This is a genomic window from Pedomonas sp. V897, assembly GCF_051304405.1.
Classification (GTDB): domain Bacteria; phylum Pseudomonadota; class Alphaproteobacteria; order Sphingomonadales; family Sphingomonadaceae; genus Pedomonas.
In genome coordinates this window covers 201,899-219,616 of record NZ_JBPPGG010000001.1, presented here as the reverse complement: position 1 = coordinate 219,616, position 17,718 = coordinate 201,899, and the positions used below count along the sequence as shown (strand labels likewise).

Sequence of the window (17,718 nt, the reverse complement as noted above, 5' to 3'; positions counted from 1 at the left end):
GCTAACTGATTTTGGGGATTTGTACGTATCTATCCCGAATTCGTTTCCATGATTAAATGACTTGAATTGTATTTTGATTTCGCCTTAGCCTGATGGTGCTCCGTTTCCGAATTGGGAGGTTCTGAATGGCTCACAAGTTCGAGATTTACAAGGACAAGGCGGGCGAATACCGCGTGCGCTTCAAGTACAACTCCGAGGTCATTTTCGCGACCGAGGGCTACAAGGCCAAGGCATCCGCCCAGAACGCCATCGACTCCATCAAGAAGAACGGGCCGGACGCGCCGGTTGAAGACAACAGCTGAGCGCACCGGCTACCACTACCCCAGCAAGACGCCTCCCGGAGCCCGCTCCGGGAGGCTTTTCGTTTGCGGGGCGATGAATGGCTGAGCGCCGGGCCGCAAAAGACAAGGGCCGCACGCGTTATCCCGCGCACGGCCCTTTAAATCGAACGGGAGGTTGCCAGGAGGGTCCGGGACCCGCCTGCAATCAAGAAACAATCAACTGGAAACCCCGCCCATCTCACAAATCCGGGCCCATGACGCCTCGTCAATCGGCATGACCGACAGGCGCGGCTGGCGGACCAGCGCGAGGCTGGCGAGGGCCGGCTCGGCCTTGATGGCTGCGAGCGTGACCGGCCGGGGCAGGGGTGCGACGGCCTTCACGTCCACGAGGCCAGAGGCCGGGTCGTTGGGGTCCGGGTAGAAGGCGCGGGTGATCTCGACGATGCCGACCACCTGTCGCTCGTTGCCGGTGTGGTAGAAGAAGGCGCGGTCACCGACCGCCATGGCCCGCATGTTGCGAAGGGCCTGGGCGTTGGCGACGCCGTCCCACGCCGTCACGCCGGCTTCCGTCTGCTGTGCCCAGCTCCAGGAGTCGGGCTCGGTCTTGAGGAGCCAGTAGGCCATGCTGTTCCTCCCGTCTTACTGCGCCTGGGCGGCCTCGGCCTGGCGCTCGCGGTCCTGAAGCACCTCGGCGGGGGAGACCAGCTCCTCCTTCAGGCGCCTGGCGCGCTGGGCGCGGTAGACGCCGAGGGCGGTCGGCGCGTCGTTCGGAACCGAGACGCAGGAGGCCAGCGCCGCCTTCATCCAGTTGAAGCGCTGGAGCAGCACCTCGCCCTCGACCGTCTTGGCCGCCGCGCCTTCCGGCAGGCCGCTGGCGGTTTCCATCAGCTTCAGCATCCGCCACGCACCATAGGAGGGGCAGGAGAGGTTGCGCTGCTCGTCCATGTCGCCGAAGCGGGTCAGCACGACCGGCAGGCCGGTGATCTGGTCATCCAGCGCCGAGTCCTCGGTCACGACCAGCTCCACGTGGCTGCCGGTGCGGAAGCCGGTCTTCTCCGCGAACAGGCCGACGATCACGTCGCGCCCGGCGTTGCGGTCCCAGCGGTGCTCGAGGAGGATCATCTCGAGCGCGGTGTCCTTGAGCGGGTCGACCGCATACTGCCGCTTGATGAAATAGGCGGTCTCGGCCAGCGCGCCGGTCAGGCGGGTGACTTCCGCCTTGCCGTCCACAAGGCGCACCAGAACGGGCAGGGGATCGCCCTCCGGGGCCTTGTCGACGCCCTTCGGCAGGGCCGCGACCGGCAGGGACGGCGGGATGGTCACGCCCTCATCCTGCTTGATGACGTTGGTGGGGCGGACAGTGAACCCCGCACCGCCTTGCGCTTTCGTCAGCTCGCCGATGAAGACGGCGGGCGCACCGGTGAGGAAGTTCGCGCCCTCCAGCAGGGGAACGACCGGGCCCTTTTTCTCGGCGGGGTCGCGATAGGTGTAGGCCTTGGGCGCGAAGAAGTCGCCGGGCAGCTTGGGTTCCTCGGGGATCTGCTCGTCCGCCCAGCGCCACCACATGACGATGAGCGCGATCAGTGCTGCCACGATGACGCAATAGATCAGAATGCGTCTGCCCTCGGTATTGCCCATGTGCGTTTTCCGTTTTTTCTCGTTCCGTTCGTGGCTTCCATTCCTGCCCACTTGGAACGCGTGAAGCAACAGTCAACCGGCGGCGCACCCGCCCGGAGCGCGCCCCGCCGGCGTCGGGCCATCAATGAATTGGTATTAAGTCCCTCGCTCCCGGGGTTGGGTAGCGATGCAGGGTGAGAGACGAGCGGCGACGGTTTGAAATTACGGCGCGGCAGCCCATATAGATACCGTTTGCAGAACGACTTGTTCGAATTTTCCTCGATAATTTGGAGGTCAGCGGGGTTCGAGAGTGGGGATTGATGGATATTGCGGCTGATGCGGTTTCGCTGTTTCTGGATCTTGACGGGACGCTGATCGATATTGCGCCTCGTCCCGATGCGGTTCTCGTCCCGGACGAGCTGCACGGCCTGCTCCGGCAGCTGCACCGGCGTCTGGGCGGGGCGGTCGCGGTCGTCTCCGGTCGGCCGCTGGCCGATCTCGACCGCTTCCTGCCCCGCTGCCCGGTGCCGCTGGTGGCGGAACATGGAGCCGTGTTCAAGCTGCCGGCGGGGTACCATTTCCGGCTGGCCGCGCGCTACGCCGTGCCGCCCGCCATGGCCGCTTTCGTGCGGGAGGCGCTGGCCGGGCTCGACGGGGTTATTCTCGAGGAAAAGCAGAGCTGCCTCACCGTGCATTTCCGCCTCGCGCCGGAGCATCAGCCAGCGGTGCGGGCGGTTCTGGAACGGGCGCTCGACCGCTGGCCCGCCTACCGGATCAGCGAGGCGAAGATGGCCCTGGAGCTGAGACCCCGGGGGCTGGACAAGGGCACGGCCGTGCGCCGCCTGATGCGCTATCCGCCGTTCCGGGGGCGCAGGCCCGTTTTCATTGGCGACGACGCAACGGACGAGGACGGCATCCGCGCCTGCATCCTGCTGGGCGGGCAGGGCCTGCGCGTGCCGCAGGATTTCGGCGGCGGGCCGGAGGCGGTGCGGCGCTGGCTCTGGAGCCTTGCGTCGCAAGGCGCGGCGCAACCGGCGCAATATCCGCCGTAAGCGGGAACGGAGGGCCCCCGCGGGGCGTACCAGTACTCTGGCCAGCACCCAGGAACAAACCAAAGGAAGAAAAGGTGGCACGACTTGTAATCGTTTCGAACCGGGTGACCATCGGCGGCAAGAAGGGGCAGGCTCCGGGCGGCCTCGCCACAGCGCTCAAGGACGTGCTGACCCCCGAGACCATCTGGTTCGGATGGAGCGGCAGGAGGACGGAGCAATCCGGCCGCCTGACCCAGCATAACAGCGATGGCGCGCAGATCATCGCCATGGATCTGTCGGAGGAGGACTACAAGAAGTTCTACATCGGCTTCGCCAACAGGACGCTGTGGCCGCTGATGCATTACCGGCCCGGCCTGTTGCAGTTCGACCGGAGCGATTATGACGGGTACCTCAAGGTCAACCACCGCTTCGCCGACGCGCTGATGAGCATCCTGCAACCGGACGACATCGTCTGGGTGCACGACTACCACTTCATCCCGCTCGCGGCCTGCCTGCGGCAGCGCAACTTCGCTGGCCGGATCGGCTTCTACCTGCACATTCCCTTCGCCCCGCCGGCCCTGTTCGCGGTGCTGCCCCCGGGGCGGGCGCTGCTCTCGGCGCTGTGCGAATACGATCACGTGGGCTTCCAGACGGAGGCTGACCTCCATCACTTCCGCTCCTGCGTGCGGGATATCCTGAACTACTCCATCAACAAGGACGGCGTGATCTTCGGGCCGAACCGGCCCTGCATCTCCAGCGCCATTCCGGTCGGCATCGATACGGAAGGATTTGCGCACATGGCCGCCGAGGCGGAGCACCAGGCGGAGGCGGAGCGTCTGCGCGAGAGCATGGGCAGCAAGGCGCTCATTCTGGGTGTGGACCGGCTGGACTACAGCAAGGGCCTGCCGCAGCGCTTCAGCGCCTATGGGCGCCTGCTGGAGAAGCACCCCGAGCACCGCCAGCAGGTGAGCCTCCTCCAGATCGCCCCCAAATCGCGGGATGATGTGAAGGAGTATCGCGACATCAAGCGCCAGCTCGACCAGCTGGTCGGCCAGATCAACGGCCAGCACGCGGATTTCGACTGGGTGCCGCTGCGCTACATCACGCGGGACATGCCCCGCATGGTGCTCGCCGGGTTCCACCGCATCGCCCGCGTCGGGCTGGTGACGCCGCTGCGCGACGGCATGAACCTTGTCGCCAAGGAATTCGTGGCGGCGCAGGACCCGAACGATCCGGGCGTGCTGGTGCTCTCCCGCTTCGCCGGAGCGGCCGCCGAGTTGCAGGACGCGCTGCTGATCAACCCGTTCGACCCGGACGAGATCGCGGACGCGCTGCACGTCGCGCTCACCATGTCGCTGTCCGAGCGGCAGGCCCGGTGGCGGCGCATGTACGAGACCATCCGCCGCAACACCGCCTCGGCGTGGGCACAGACCTGCCTTCAGGCCGCCACCGGCAGCCGGCGCCTCACCATCTCCCCGGCGAGCCGCTACCACTGGCAGACCGACCAGCGCCTGGAAGCGCAGAACGAGGAAACAACCTGGCCGGTGCGTCCGGCCGTCTAGGCCCGCGCCAATTTCGCGGGACCGGACACGGCATGAGCGCGGGAGCCGCGTCTCCCCGTGCTCATGCCGTTTTCGTGTCCGGGCATAAGGCCTTGTGTCCCGCCGCCTTGTGTTCCGCCATGGACCCCGGCCAGCGTCACGGTGTTTCACCATAAAGGTCTGTTGCAGCGCAGGTTCGCAAGGAGGCGTCCGATGGCGGAACAGCAGTCACCGAGGCCGGGGTATCGCGCGGTCATTCTGCCGATCTCGGCCCTGCTGATGGCAACGGCCTTTCTCATCATGGGCAGCGGCGTGCAGGTGCTGGCGCTGCCCATCCGGGCCGAAATTCTCCAGTTCTCCAACATCACCATCGGCCTTCTCGGCACGGGCTACTTCGCCGGGTTCGTGGTGGGGTGCCTGTTCGACCCGCGCATCGTGCAGATGGCGGGGCACATCCGCACCTTCGCCGCGCTCGTTGCCGTCGCCTCGGCAGTGGTGCTGCTCCACGCCATCGTGCGCGACCCGATCATCTGGATCCTGTGCCGCTTCCTCACCGGCCTGTGCTTTGCCGGCATTTCGCTGGTGCTGGAGAGCTGGCTGCACGACTACGCCGACAACACCAACCGGGGCGTGGTCATGTCCACCTACGTCGGCATCAACCTGACCGTGATGACCATCGGCCAGATGATCGCCACCGGCTTCGAGCCGTCCCGCTTCGAGGCGCTGGCGATCTCGTCCATTCTGGTGTCGTTCGCGGCGGTGCCGATTGCCCTGACGCGCTCCGCCCAGCCCGCGCCCATGATGCAGGTGCGGCTGCGGCCGCGCTACCTGTTCCAGCTCTCGCCTGCCGGATTTGTGGGCTGCTTCCTCATCGGCATGGCACACGGGGCGTTCTGGACCTTGACGCCGGTGGTGGCGCGGTCGGCAGGCGGCGGGTCGGTCGGCTACGCCGCCTGGTTCATGAGCGCGGCGGTGATCGGCGGGGCGCTGGCGCAGGCGCCGCTCGGCAAGATTTCGGACCGGATGGAGCGGCGCGTGCTGCTCATCATCATCTGCGGCCTGTCCGCTCTTGTCGGTCTCGTTGTCATTCAGACGCTGGGCTCGTCCTACGCGCACTGGGCGGCCTTCTTCTTCGGCGCGGTGACGCTGCCCGCCTATGCGGTGGCCGCCGCCCACGTGTTCGACTTCACGCCGAAGGAGGACATTGTCGAGGCGTCCTCGGCGCTGCTCATGGTCAATGCGGCGGGCTCGGCCATCGGCGCGCCGGTCTCCGCCGGGTTCATCGACCTGATGGGCGGGCAGGGGCTCTACTGGTTCAATGCCCTCGTGCAGGTGGTGCTGATCGGCTACGTGGTCTGGCGCATGCGCATCCGCGAGGCGCCCTCGGAGGACATCAAGGTGGGGTACGACTTTGCCGCCACGTCGCCCGTTCTGTCCTCCTCCGCCAGTGATCTGGAGCGGGGGCTGGGGAATGGCAGGCGGTAATTAAGTTATTGAAATTATTGTAATTTAATAAAGAAGCTGGGGTGTTTGACTGCTAGACTGCCCTCCGACGGCCGCGCCGCTGCGATCCCGCGGCGGCGTAATCCCGCCGTCGGAAGGAGGTGATCGTTACGCACCATCCATTCATGGCCGTTGTCATCAGCGACCCTACGCTGATGATTGCCTTTGCGCTCCTGGTTCTCCGGATCGTGGAGGCGACCCGCCCGAAATAGGGTAGGGCAATCGGGTTCGGCGCTGAGGCACCGGATCCACCAAAGAGAAAGCCCGGACGCGGCAACGTCCGGGCTTTTTCCTTGTGCAGGTCGTGAGGTGAATCGTTACGCCTCATTCATGGCCGGGGATATGAATACCAGAACAGCCGATCGGGAGTAAGTCACTTCATGGTCTAACGCCCGGCGTGGCAATGGGTGCCCGGCTTATCCGGCGGCCTTGCGCGGACGGCCCGGTCTGCGGCGCGGGGCGGGTTCGGCAGCCTCGGCAGCCTCAAGCGTGTCGTTGTTGGCGGCCTTCGGGGGCCTGGCGGCCGCCACCGGCTTGAGCAGCGGCTTCAGGTAATGGCCGGTGTAGCTGCGCGGATTGGCGGCCACAGCCTCCGGCGTGCCGGTGGCGACGATCTCGCCGCCGCGCGAGCCGCCCTCGGGGCCAAGGTCGATGATCCAGTCGGCGGTCTTGATGACCTCCAGGTTGTGCTCGATGACGACGACCGTGTTGCCCTGGTCCACCAGCGCGTGCAGCACCTCCAGCAGCTTGCGCACGTCCTCGAAGTGGAGCCCGGTGGTGGGCTCGTCGAGGATGTAGAGGGTGTTGCCGGTGGCGCGGCGGGAGAGCTCCTTCGCCAGCTTGACGCGCTGCGCCTCGCCGCCGGAGAGGGTGGTCGCCTGCTGGCCGATCTTCACGTAGCCGAGGCCCACTTCCTTGAGCATGGCCAGCTTGTCGCGGATCGGCGGCACGGCGGAGAAGAACTCCACGCCGTCCTCCACGGTCATCTCCAGCACGTCGGCGATGGACTTGCCCTTGAACTTCACCTCCAGCGTCTCGCGGTTGTAGCGCTGGCCGTTGCAGGTATCGCAGGTGACGTACACGTCCGGCAGGAAGTGCATCTCGATCTTGAGGACGCCATCGCCCTGGCAGGCCTCGCAGCGGCCGCCCTTCACGTTGAAGGAGAAGCGGCCGGCCTTGTAGCCGCGCGCTTGGGATTCCGGCAGCCCCGCGAACCACTCGCGGATGGGCGTGAACGCGCCGGTGTAGGTGGCGGGGTTGGAGCGCGGCGTGCGGCCGATGGGGGACTGGTCGATGTCGATGACCTTGTCCAGATGCTCCAGCCCTTCGAGCGCGTCGTGCGCGCCGGGGATCACGCGGCTGCCGTTCAGCTTGCGGGTTGCGGCGTTGAACAGGGTGTCGAGCGTGAGAGTCGACTTGCCCGAGCCGGAGACGCCGGTGATGCAGGTGAGGGTGCCGAGCGGAATGGACGCGGTGACGTTCTTGAGGTTGTTCGCCCGCGCGCCGTGGATGGTGACGAACTTGCCGTTGCCGGGGCGGCGTGCCTCGGGCAGCGGTACCATGCGGCGGCCGGAGAGGTAGGCGCCGGTGAGGCTCTTCTCCGAGGCCATGATGTCCTGTGGCGTGCCTTCGGCGATGATCTCGCCGCCATGCACGCCCGCGCCCGGCCCCATGTCGATCACGTGGTCGGCGGTGCGGATGGCGTCCTCGTCATGCTCGACGACGAGCACGGTGTTGCCGAGGTCGCGCAGGCGCTTCAGCGTCTCCAGCAGGCGGTCGTTGTCGCGCTGGTGAAGGCCGATTGAGGGCTCGTCCAGCACGTAGAGCACGCCGGTAAGCCCGGAGCCGATCTGGCTGGCGAGGCGGATGCGCTGGCTCTCGCCGCCCGACAGGGTGCCGGAAGCGCGGGAGAGGTTGAGGTAATCCAGCCCCACGTTGTTGAGGAAGCCGAGGCGGTCGCCGATTTCCTTCAGCACCTTCTCGGCGATGGTCATCTGCTTGGGGGAGAGTTGCGCCTTCAGGTCCGCAAACCAGACCGCCGCTTCGGCCACCGACATCTCCGTGACCTCGGAGATGGTCTTGCCGCCCACCTTGACCGCCAGCGCCTCGGGCTTGAGGCGCGCGCCGTTGCACGCTTCGCACGGCGCGGACGCCTGGAAGCGGGACAGCTCCTCGCGCATCCACTGGGAGTCCGTGTCGCGCCAGCGGCGCTCCAGATTGTTGAGCACGCCCTCGAACGGCTTCATCACCTGATAGCGCTTGCGGCCGTCCTGGAACACCAGCGGTACAGCCTCGCCGCCCGTGCCGTACAGGATGATGTCGCGGACCTTCTTCGGCAGGTCCTTCCAGGGCGTGTCCGTCGAGAAGCCGAAGTAGTCGGCCAGGCTCTCCAGCACCTGCATGTAATAGGGCGAGGGCGGGTTGGACTTGGCCCACGGCAGGATCGCACCGCCCGCGATGCTCAGCTCCGGGTTGGGCACGGCGAGATCGGCGTCGAAGTAGAGCTTCTCGCCAAGGCCGTCGCAGGCGGGGCAGGCGCCGTGCGGGTTGTTGAACGAGAACAGCCGCGGCTCGATCTCGGGGATGGTGAAGCCGGAGACCGGGCAGGCGAACTTCTCGGAGAAGACGATGCGCTCCGGCTCGCCGTTCTCGTCGGTCTTGCCCGCCATCTCGGCAACGGCGAGGCCGTCTGCCAGCTTGAGGGCGGTCTCCAGCGAGTCGGCGAGGCGGGTAGCGATGCCCTCCTTCACCACGATGCGGTCCACCACCACGTCGATGTCGTGCTTGAACTTCTTGTCGAGCGCCGGAACATCGTCGATGTCGTAGAACTCGCCGTCGACCTTCAGGCGCTGGAAGCCCTGCTTGCGCAGCTCCAGCATCTCCTTGCGGTACTCGCCCTTGCGGCCGCGCACGATGGGGGCCAGCAGGTAGAAGCGGGTGCCCTCCGGCAGCGCCAGGATGCGGTCCACCATCTGGCTGACCGTCTGCGCCTCGATGGGCAGGCCGGTGGCGGGCGAGTAGGGCACGCCCACGCGCGCCCAGAGGAGGCGCATGTAGTCGTAGATCTCGGTGACCGTGCCGACCGTGGAGCGCGGGTTCTTCGAGGTGGTCTTCTGCTCGATGGAGATGGCCGGCGACAGACCCTCGATGTGGTCCACATCCGGCTTCTGCATCATGTCGAGGAACTGGCGGGCGTAGGCGGAAAGGGACTCCACATAGCGCCGCTGGCCCTCGGCGTAGATGGTGTCGAACGCCAGGGACGACTTGCCGGAACCGGACAGGCCGGTGATGACCACCAGCTTGTCGCGCGGGATATCAACATCGACGGACTTGAGGTTGTGCTCGCGTGCGCCACGGATCGAAATATGGGTCAACATGGTTGTGCTTGTTCCATATTTGTTCGTCGAACTCAAGGGGTCAGACGAAGGGCCCCGAAGGGGATGAGTTGCCGCGTGACGCCAATGCTGCGCCCCTCAGGAGACCGGCAGGGAAGGCTGTCGGATGGCGGGCTTCCGGAAAACCGCGCCCCCCGGGAAAAGTCAAGCGAGCCGGGGCGGCAAGGGCGGCAGGGTGCGGCGCTCCGTGGCCCGCTTCGGATCGCCTGCGCGCGGCGCTGCCGTGTCAGAAGCCCCGGTTCAGTTCCATCATGGGAATGGCGGAGCGGGGGTAGCCCGCGTCCTCGTCCACGCAGAACATCTCGACGCCGTCCCGCACCTCGACCCGGCCGGTGATGGGCCGGACCGCGCGGGTGCGCGCAGCCGCCATCACCTCCGCGACGGTGCGGTACTGGGCGAGCCACTCCAGGCTGAAGCGGGTGGGGACGATGATGAGCCACTTGCCGGCCTCGCCCTCGGCAATGGCCTGCGCCGGGCGAAGCCAGACCGAGTCCACCGACTCGCCGCCGTCGTGGGCGGCCGTCTGGTCCTGCGGCGCGGCGGCGACGTAGAACAGGGTATCGAAGCGCTTGGGCGACTCCGGCGGCGTGATCCAGCGGGCAACCGGCACGGCGCGTTCCGCCGCCAGCCGCAGCTGCTGGTCGCGGAGGAAATCGGCAAACGGCAGGGCACCCGAGGCGATGGGTGCGCGGTTGTGGCTGAGCGCTTCCAGCGCCTTGCCCGGGATCAGCGCGCCGTCGCTGGCCCGGTGGGCAAGCAGCACGCCCGCTTCCTCGTAGGCCTCGCGCAGCGCGGCGACGCGGCACGCCGCCTCGAACGGGTCGAGACCATCGAAGCCTTCCGCCAGATCGGTGTGCAGGAGGGCACTGTCCTGCGTGTCCACCTTGCCGCCCGGAAATACCAGCGCGCCCGAGGCGAAGCCGATGGAGCGGTTGCGCACGACCATGAAGACCTCAAGGCCTTCCGGTGTATCGCGGATCAGGAGAAGGGTGGCGGCGGGGACGGGGCGGACAGGCTGACTCATGACGCGAATAGTGGCAACAGCAACCGGGATATTCAAGGAATGGACCCATTTGCCGCAGAACGCCAGCACAGCCGCGCGGGACTGGCATTTGTCGCAGGGGCAAGTCGGCCTCTCCCCGGACGGGGAAAGGCCTGAACGGCAAGGCAAGAGCGCCGGGGTATGCGGTTACGCGCGCGGGACAGCCCCGCACTGGGCGCGGTCGAGCAGCAGGTGATCGGCCAGCACCAGCGCCATCATGGCCTCGGCCACCGGTGCGGCGCGGATGCCGACGCAGGGGTCGTGGCGGCCCTTGGTGACGACTTCGGTTTCCGTGCCGCTGCGGGTGATGGTGGGCACGGGCGTCAGGATGGAGGAAGTGGGCTTGATCGCCATGCGGACCACCACGTCCTGCCCCGTCGAGATGCCGCCGAGGATGCCGCCCGCATGGTTGCTGAGGAACCGGGGCTTGCCGTCCGGCCCGAGGCGCATGGCGTCGGCGTTCTCCTCGCCGCGCAGGCGGGCAGCGCCGAAGCCGTCGCCGATCTCGACGCCCTTGACCGCATTGATGGTCATCATGGCGCAGGCCAGGTCCGAATCCAGCTTGGCATAGACCGGCGCGCCGAGCCCGGCGGGCACGCCCGAGGCCACCACCTCCACCACCGCGCCCAGCGACGAGCCCGACTTGCGGGCGGCGTCCACCATCGCTTCCCAGCGCTTTGCAGCGTCCGGGTCGGGGCAGAAGAAGGGGTTCTCGTCGATGGCGGCATCGTTGAAGTTGGCGCGGTCGATGGCGTCGCCGCCCAGCTCGACGAGGTAACCGCGGATGCGCACGCTCTCGCCCAGCACCTTGCGGGCGACGGCCCCGGCAGCGACGCGGGCCGCCGTCTCGCGGGCGGACGAGCGGCCGCCGCCGCGATAGTCGCGGAAGCCGTACTTGGTGTCATAGGCCCAGTCGGCGTGGCCGGGGCGGTAGGCCTCGGCGATGTTGCCGTAATCCTTCGACCGCTGGTCCACATTCTCGATCATCAGGCTGATCGGCGTGCCGGTGGTACGCCCCTCGAACACGCCGGAGAGGATGCGCACCTGATCCGGCTCCTGCCGCTGGGTGGTGAAGCGGTTCTGGCCGGGGCGGCGCTTGTCGAGGAAGGGCTGGATGTCGGCTTCGGTCAGCGGCAGGCCCGGAGGGCAGCCGTCCACCACCACGCCCAGGGCGGGACCGTGGCTTTCGCCCCACGTGGTGAAGCGAAACACATGACCGAAGCTGTTCCAACTCATGCCTGATCTTCCATCCGTTGCAGCGTAGTGCCCTGCGAGCAGTTTACTTTCTTTTTTTGCAGGGGTCTCGGACCCCTGCACCCCATTCGTTTTACGGCCGTGTTTCCAGTGCGCTCCGGAAACGCGGCCCTGTTGCCCTGACTTCAGGAAAGGGCCGCAACCTTCATGAAGCGTGCGGCCCGACAAACGAAAGGGAGGTGCAGGAGGGTTATGGACCCTCCTGCAACAAGCCAACAAAGCGCCGTTACGACAGGGCGATGTCCGGTGCGTCCTCGGCCTTCATGCCGATGATGTTGTAGCCGGCGTCGACGTGGTGGATTTCGCCGGTCACGCCTGCGGCCAGGTCGGAGAGCAGGTAGAGGCCGGCCCCGCCCACGTCCTCGATGGTGACATTGCGGCGCAGCGGCGAGTTGAGCTCGTTCCACTTCAGGATGTAGCGGAAGTCGCCGATGCCGGAGGCGGCCAGCGTCTTGATCGGACCGGCGGAGATGGCGTTCACGCGGATCTTCTTCGGCCCCATGTCCATGGCCAGATACTTCACGCTGGTCTCCAGCGCGGCCTTGGCGACGCCCATCACGTTGTAGTGCGGCACGACCTTTTCGGCGCCGTAGTAGGAGAGGGTGAGCAGCGAGCCGCCATTGGGCATCAGCTCCTCCGCCCGCTTGGCAACGGCGGTGAAGGAATAGACGCTGATGTTCATGGTCAGCAGGAAGTTGTCGAGCGTGGTGTCAACGAAGCGGCCGCGCAGCTCTTCCTTGTTGGAATAGCCGATGGCGTGGACCACGAAGTCCAGCGTGCCCCAGCGCTCCTTGATCGCGTCGAAGGTAGCGTCGATGGAGGCCATGTCGGACACGTCGCAGGAAATGAGGAAATCCGAGCCAACCGATTCCGCGAGCGGACGCACGCGGCGCTCAAGGGCCTCGCCCTGGTAGCTGAAGGCCAGCTCGGCACCCTGGTCGGCCAGGGCCTTGGTGATACCCCAAGCCAGGGAGCGATCATTGGCGACGCCCATGATCAGGCCACGCTTGCCTGCCATCAGACCTGTCATTGTCGTGTGTCTCCGTTTTCAAGTTCGGACGTTGCCGCGTCAATGGCATGGCGGGCAAGCGGCGGTCAACTGAGCGTTTCTGCCTTCCGCAGCGTCTCGAGCCGCAATGCCGCATTCAGCTGGGCACCGAGCACCAGGCCAATACCCAGGACATAAAAGAACAGAAGGGTGATGATGATCCCTGCAAGGCTGCCGTAGGTCACATTGTACGAGCCCATCATGCCGAGCGCCTTCGGCAGCAGCTGGGTGGCGGCGATCCAGATGACGGCGGTGAGCAGCGCGCCCGGCCAATGGCGCGCGGGCAGCACCTCGCGCGGGGTGAGCGCCCGGAAGATGCCGTACAGGCCGAACACGAGAATGGCCGGCGCGACGCCGGAGCCAACGATCTGCATGAAGTCGGTGATGCCGGAGAGCCAGGGCAGGTAGACTTCCACCATTTTTCTGGTGGTGTTGAGGACAAACTGCGCGATCACCGACGAAAACAGCACCAGCGCCGAGGCGATGACCAGCAGCGCGGACTGGAGCCGCTTGTACCAGAGCGAGCGGGACGAAGTCTGGTCATAGGCCAGCAGCACCACGACGCGGACGGTCTCGATGAAATTGGCGGCGGTCCAGACCGCGACGATCGCGCCGAAGGTGAGCAGGCCGCGCTTGGTGGAGCCCGCCAGCACCTGATTGATGGGGGCGACCAGCACATCCGCCACTTCCGCCGGCACCGAGTTGATCAGCGTCTGGACGGCCCGCAACCCTTCGTCGGTGCGGCCGAAGAACCCGGCAAGGCTGACGCAGAAGATGAAGAAGGGAAACAGCGTCAACAGGCTGAGGTAAGCGAGGCTGCCGGCGAGAATGCCGCCGTTGTCGTCGAAGAAGCCGTTGAAGGTCTTGCTGACAACCCGCCCGGCCGGAGAGTCAAGCACGGCTGCCGCCAGTTCTCGCCACTTGGTCATAGGCCCTTCCGCGCCAGGGGGCTTCTCAGGACAAGCCCCAGGCACTGCGGGGATTGCGCCGCTTGCCCGCTGCCCAGGTTTCGGCAAAACGCTTCAACTCCGCGTCGGGCTCGCCCACATCGATCAGCACGCGCACCAGCTGGTCGCCCCGGGTGCCGTCCTTGCGGGTGAAGCCCTTGCCGCGCAGGCGCAGCATCTTGCCGGAGGTGGAGCCCGCCGGCACGCTCAGCATCACCGCGCCGTCCACCGTCGGCACCTTCACCTTCGCGCCCAGCACCGCCTCGTCGAGGCGCAGCGGCAGGTCGAGGATCACGTTGTCGCCCTCCCGCGTGAACAGCGCGTGGGGCAGGATATGCAGGGTCACGAGCGCATCGCCCGCGCCGCCCGGGCCGGGGTCGCCCTGGCCCGCCAGGCGCAGCTGCTGCCCCTCGACGAAGCCGGGGGGAAGCTTGATCTGGAGGGTCTTGCCGGTGCGCAGTGTCAGCCGCTGGGGCTCCAGCCGCGCGGCCGCCTCGAAGGGAATGTCGAGCCGGTACTCGTAGTTGCGGCCCTTGGGACGGGGCGCGGTGCGCGCCTCCGCACCCCCGAAGCCGCCGCCGCCGCCGAAGCCGCCGCCGCCAAAGCCGCCGAAACCGGCCCCGCCGCCCGCGCGCCGACGCCCGCCGCCGCCGAAGAACTGGGCGAAGATGTCCATGGGGTCGCCTTCAAAGGCGAAGCCGCCGCCCGCCGAGCCGGAGCCGCCCCGGCTCTGCCAGGCCTGCTCGAACGGCGACCGCGCCGCGCCGTCGGGGCCGATCTCGCCCCGGTCGTACTTGGCGCGCTTGTCCGGGTCGCCCAGAATCGCATAGGCGGCCGAGACCTCCTTGAACCGTTCGGCTGCCTTGGGATTGTCTGCATTCCGATCGGGGTGGAGTTCCTTCGCCAGCTTGCGATAGGCTTTCTTGATCTCGTCATCACTGCTGCCGCGCGCCACCCCGAGCACGCTGTACGGATCTCTAGCCACCGATGCTTCCTCGTCATGCTGTTGCATTAATGCAACGCCGAGCTCTCAAGGTAAGCATTCGGCGCGCCGTTGTGAAGGGCGGCCGGCGAAATCTTCCAGCCCGCCGGGGCACTTACGCGAAGGTCCGCCCTCCGGCCCGGTTCCGCCCGTCTATCCGCGCGTCACGCGCCAGCTGCCGTCCGCCTGTTTGCACGCGGTGCCCGAGCTGCTGGCTGCGCGGCCTTCCCGCAGCGTCACCGAGGTGGTGAAGTCGCGGCATTGCTGGCCTTCGGCGGTGGCGTAGGCGGTGCTGGTGGGCGAGACCGTGCCGCGGTTGCCGGTCTGCGGGTTCGACCAGGCGTAGGACTGGCCCACCGCGCCCTCGTTCAGCGCCTGCTGGGTGACGTTGGACAGCTCCTGCTGGTCGCGCCGGTCGAGCGCCTGGCCGATCTCGCCGCCCAGGTAGCCGCCCGCGATGGCGCCGACGATCAGGCCGATGGTGCCGCTGGTGCCGCTGCCGCCGATGGCCTTGCCCGCCACCGCGCCCACGGCCGCGCCGCCGATGGTGCCGATGCGCTCTCGATCCGCGTTTTCGCACGCAGACAGGGCGAGCGGAACGCATGCGATCAGGAAAAGTCTCTTCATGGTCGTTGCTCCCTCAACTCACAAAGGGGTAAACGCCCAAGGGCAGGATTAGGGATCAGACAGGAAACGTCATGGCCGAGACTCCCCACGCAGAACCCTTCGAGATTTTCCGGGACTGGTTCGCCGAGGCGCAGGAGAAGGAGCCGAACGATCCCAACGCCATGGCGGTGGCGACCGTGGACCCGGAGGGGCGTCCCTCGGTGCGGATGGTCCTGCTCAAGGCCTGGGACGAGTCGGGCTTTGTGTTCTACACCAACCTCGAGAGCCGCAAGGGACGGGAGATCACGGCGAACCCGAACGTCGCCCTGCTGTTCCACTGGAAGTCCCTGCGCCGGCAGGTGCGGATCGAGGGCAGGGCCGAGCCGGTGACGGCGGAAGAGGCGGACGCCTACTTCGCCTCCCGCCCGCGCGACTCCCAGATCGGCGCATGGGCGTCGAGCCAGTCGCGCCCGCTGGACAGCCGGGCCACCTTCCTTGGCCGCATCGCGAAGGAAGCAGCGCGCTTCGGGCTGGGCGCGGTGCCGCGTCCGCCGTTCTGGTCCGGCTTCCGGGTGGTGCCGGAGCGCATCGAGTTCTGGGAGGACCGGCAGTTCCGGCTGCACGAGCGGCGCTTTTTCGTGCGCACGGAGAAGGGCTGGTCCTGGACCTGGCTCTATCCCTGATCGCACGGCAACGGGCCGGAAAGTCCCTCTGAGGAAGGCTTGGGCATGAGCGAACCTGCGGACCTGCGGCACCGGGCCGCCATGGCCTCGGTGGGGCTGGCGATCCTGCTCACCGGCGCGAAGGTGGCGGCGACCATTGCGACCGGTTCGGTCGCCATGCTCGGCTCGCTGGCGGATTCGGCGCTCGACCTGCTGGCCTCGCTCATCACGCTGCTGGCGGTGCACATCGCCTCGACCCCGGCGGACGACAACCATCGCTTCGGCCACGGCAAGGCGGAGGCCATCGCCGCCCTGGTGCAGACCGGCATCATCCTCACCTCCGCCGTCGGCATCGGCTGGCGGGCGGTGGTGCGCCTCCTGAACCCGGAGCCGGTGAGCGCGCCGCTGGTGGGGGTGGGCGTCTCCGTCTTCGCGATCGCGGCGACGCTGGCGCTGGTGCTCTACCAGCGCTCGGTGGTGCGGCGGACGGGCTCCATCGCCATCGGCACGGACATGCTCCACTACCAGAGCGACCTGCTGCTCAACACCTCGGTCATCGCGGCGCTGGGGCTGGAGGCCGGTCTTGGCCTCACCGGCGCGGACGCCGCCTTCGGCGTGTTCATCGCCCTCTACCTCGCCTGGGGGGCGATCAGCAGCGCGCGCCATGCCGTCGACATGCTGATGGACAAGGAATGGCAGCCGGAGCGGCGGGCGCTGGTGCTCCAGCTGGCGGGCTCTCACCCGGAGGTGCGGGGCGTGCACGAGCTGCGCACCCGCAGCAGCGGCATCGACGACTTCATCCAGTTCCACATCTGGGTCCACCCGGGCATGACGCTGGAAGCGGCGCACCGGGTGGCGGACGAAGTGGAGGCGCGGGTGCGGGAGGGATTCCCCCGGGCGGACATCCTCATTCATGTGGACCCGGAAGGACATGTTGAGGAAAATGAACGGGGCATGGAGTTCATTCCCGATCCCGCTCCCGACCAGAAAGACCTGCGCCCATGAGGAAGCTGCCCTTCTACCAGATCGACGCCTTCGCCAACCGGCCGTTTGCGGGCAATCCGGCGGCGGTGATGCCGCTGGAGGACTGGCTCCCGGCCGGGACGATGCAGGCCATCGCCACCGAGAACAATCTGTCCGAGACCGCCTTTTTCGTCAGAACGCCGGGCGGCGCGGCGGACTATCACCTGCGCTGGTTCACCCCGGCCATGGAGGTGGAGCTGTGCGGCCACGCCACGCTGGCCGCCGCCTTCGTGATCCTGACCACCCTGGAGCCGGGGCGCGACCGGGTGCGCTTCTCGACCGAGCGGGCCGGGCCGCTCACCGTGACCCGCACAGGCGACCGGCTGAGCCTCGACTTCCCCGCCCGTGCGCCGGCGCCCATGCCGCCGGACGCGACGCTGGCCGCCGCCATGGGTGCGGCGCCGGACGCGTGGCTCACCTTCGGCAACATGCATCTCCTCGTCTACCCGAACGCGGCGGCCGTAGCCGCATTGCGGCCGGACATCGCCGCGCTGCGCCAGGCCTTCGACGGCTTCGGCATCATCGCCACGGCGCCGGGCGAGGGGGAGGTGGACTTCGTCTCCCGCTTCTTCGCGCCGGGGCTGGGCGTTGACGAGGACCCGGTGACCGGCTCGGCCCACTGCCTGCTCATCCCCTACTGGGCCGGGCGGCTGGGCAAGGACGCGCTGTTCGCCCGCCAGATCTCCGCACGCGGCGGCGACCTGTGGTGCCGCCTTGATGGCGCGCGGGTGGAAATCACCGGCCAGTGCGTGGAAGTGATCCGGGGAGAGTTTGTGATCTAGGGCC

Annotated in this window: 16 protein-coding genes; 7 read left to right on the top strand and 9 right to left on the bottom strand. The window is 67.4% G+C overall.

Features of this window, described 5'->3' with window-relative positions:
• Positions 1-125 precede the first annotated feature (125 nt).
• Positions 126-302: a YegP family protein gene (locus ACSJJU_RS01135; protein ID WP_435913298.1), complete on the top strand. Its 177-nt coding sequence runs from the start codon at positions 126-128 to the stop codon at positions 300-302.
• 195 nt (positions 303-497) lie between these two features.
• Here the strand turns inward: ACSJJU_RS01135 and ACSJJU_RS01130 are convergent, their stop codons facing one another.
• Together ACSJJU_RS01130 and ACSJJU_RS01125 are read right to left on the bottom strand one after the other, a co-directional pair.
• Positions 498-905, bottom strand: coding sequence for an EVE domain-containing protein (locus ACSJJU_RS01130; protein ID WP_435913296.1), 408 nt, complete (start codon positions 903-905; stop codon positions 498-500).
• Between the two features lie 15 nt (positions 906-920).
• Positions 921-1,919 (bottom strand): hypothetical protein, encoded by a 999-nt coding sequence (locus ACSJJU_RS01125; RefSeq protein ID WP_435913295.1) that lies wholly within the window; start codon positions 1,917-1,919, stop codon positions 921-923.
• Positions 1,920-2,218: 299 nt separating this feature from the next.
• Here ACSJJU_RS01125 and otsB point away from each other — a divergent pair, with 299 nt between their 5' ends.
• The 3 genes from otsB (at position 2,219) to ACSJJU_RS01110 (ending at position 5,955) form a co-directional block, all read left to right on the top strand.
• Positions 2,219-2,950: a trehalose-phosphatase gene (gene otsB / locus ACSJJU_RS01120; RefSeq protein ID WP_435913293.1), complete on the top strand. Its 732-nt coding sequence runs from the start codon at positions 2,219-2,221 to the stop codon at positions 2,948-2,950.
• A gap of 74 nt (positions 2,951-3,024) precedes the next feature.
• Positions 3,025-4,491: an alpha,alpha-trehalose-phosphate synthase (UDP-forming) gene (locus tag ACSJJU_RS01115; protein ID WP_435913292.1), complete on the top strand. Its 1,467-nt coding sequence runs from the start codon at positions 3,025-3,027 to the stop codon at positions 4,489-4,491.
• Positions 4,492-4,683: 192 nt separating this feature from the next.
• Positions 4,684-5,955: an MFS transporter gene (locus tag ACSJJU_RS01110; protein ID WP_435913291.1), complete on the top strand. Its 1,272-nt coding sequence runs from the start codon at positions 4,684-4,686 to the stop codon at positions 5,953-5,955.
• A 434-nt stretch (positions 5,956-6,389) separates the two neighbouring features.
• Here ACSJJU_RS01110 and uvrA read toward each other — a convergent pair whose 3' ends face one another.
• The 7 genes from uvrA to ACSJJU_RS01075 all read right to left on the bottom strand — a co-directional run bounded on the left by uvrA (position 6,390) and on the right by ACSJJU_RS01075 (position 15,268).
• Complete coding sequence (gene uvrA / locus ACSJJU_RS01105; protein ID WP_435913290.1) at positions 6,390-9,350, bottom strand: excinuclease ABC subunit UvrA; 2,961 nt, start codon at positions 9,348-9,350, stop codon at positions 6,390-6,392.
• A 244-nt stretch (positions 9,351-9,594) separates the two neighbouring features.
• Complete coding sequence (locus tag ACSJJU_RS01100) at positions 9,595-10,392, bottom strand: NUDIX hydrolase (RefSeq protein WP_435913289.1); 798 nt, start codon at positions 10,390-10,392, stop codon at positions 9,595-9,597.
• A gap of 165 nt (positions 10,393-10,557) precedes the next feature.
• Complete coding sequence (aroC, locus tag ACSJJU_RS01095; protein WP_435913288.1) at positions 10,558-11,646, bottom strand: chorismate synthase; 1,089 nt, start codon at positions 11,644-11,646, stop codon at positions 10,558-10,560.
• A gap of 244 nt (positions 11,647-11,890) precedes the next feature.
• Positions 11,891-12,694 carry an enoyl-ACP reductase FabI gene (fabI, locus tag ACSJJU_RS01090; protein ID WP_435913287.1) on the bottom strand — a complete coding sequence of 268 codons (804 nt, stop codon included), beginning with the start codon at positions 12,692-12,694 and terminating at the stop codon, positions 11,891-11,893.
• A gap of 65 nt (positions 12,695-12,759) precedes the next feature.
• A complete protein-coding gene (locus tag ACSJJU_RS01085) occupies positions 12,760-13,641 on the bottom strand; it encodes a YihY/virulence factor BrkB family protein (protein ID WP_435913286.1) in 882 nt (293 codons plus the stop codon).
• 25 nt (positions 13,642-13,666) lie between these two features.
• Positions 13,667-14,644, bottom strand: a complete 978-nt coding sequence (locus tag ACSJJU_RS01080) for a DnaJ C-terminal domain-containing protein (RefSeq protein WP_435913285.1) — start codon at positions 14,642-14,644, stop codon at positions 13,667-13,669.
• Positions 14,645-14,794: 150 nt separating this feature from the next.
• Entirely contained in the window at positions 14,795-15,268 is a 474-nt protein-coding gene (locus tag ACSJJU_RS01075; protein ID WP_435913284.1) for an RT0821/Lpp0805 family surface protein, read from the bottom strand.
• Positions 15,269-15,339: 71 nt separating this feature from the next.
• Here ACSJJU_RS01075 and pdxH point away from each other — a divergent pair, with 71 nt between their 5' ends.
• From pdxH to ACSJJU_RS01060, 3 genes are read left to right on the top strand one after another with little or no spacing between them, the layout of a single operon-like run.
• Positions 15,340-15,930: a pyridoxamine 5'-phosphate oxidase gene (gene pdxH / locus ACSJJU_RS01070; protein ID WP_435913283.1), complete on the top strand. Its 591-nt coding sequence runs from the start codon at positions 15,340-15,342 to the stop codon at positions 15,928-15,930.
• Positions 15,931-15,975: 45 nt separating this feature from the next.
• Positions 15,976-16,914: a cation diffusion facilitator family transporter gene (locus ACSJJU_RS01065; protein WP_435913282.1), complete on the top strand. Its 939-nt coding sequence runs from the start codon at positions 15,976-15,978 to the stop codon at positions 16,912-16,914.
• Positions 16,911-17,714 carry a PhzF family phenazine biosynthesis protein gene (locus tag ACSJJU_RS01060; protein WP_435913281.1) on the top strand — a complete coding sequence of 268 codons (804 nt, stop codon included), beginning with the start codon at positions 16,911-16,913 and terminating at the stop codon, positions 17,712-17,714. The genes ACSJJU_RS01065 and ACSJJU_RS01060 overlap by 4 nt, the downstream gene beginning before the upstream one ends.
• Positions 17,715-17,718 lie beyond the last annotated feature (4 nt).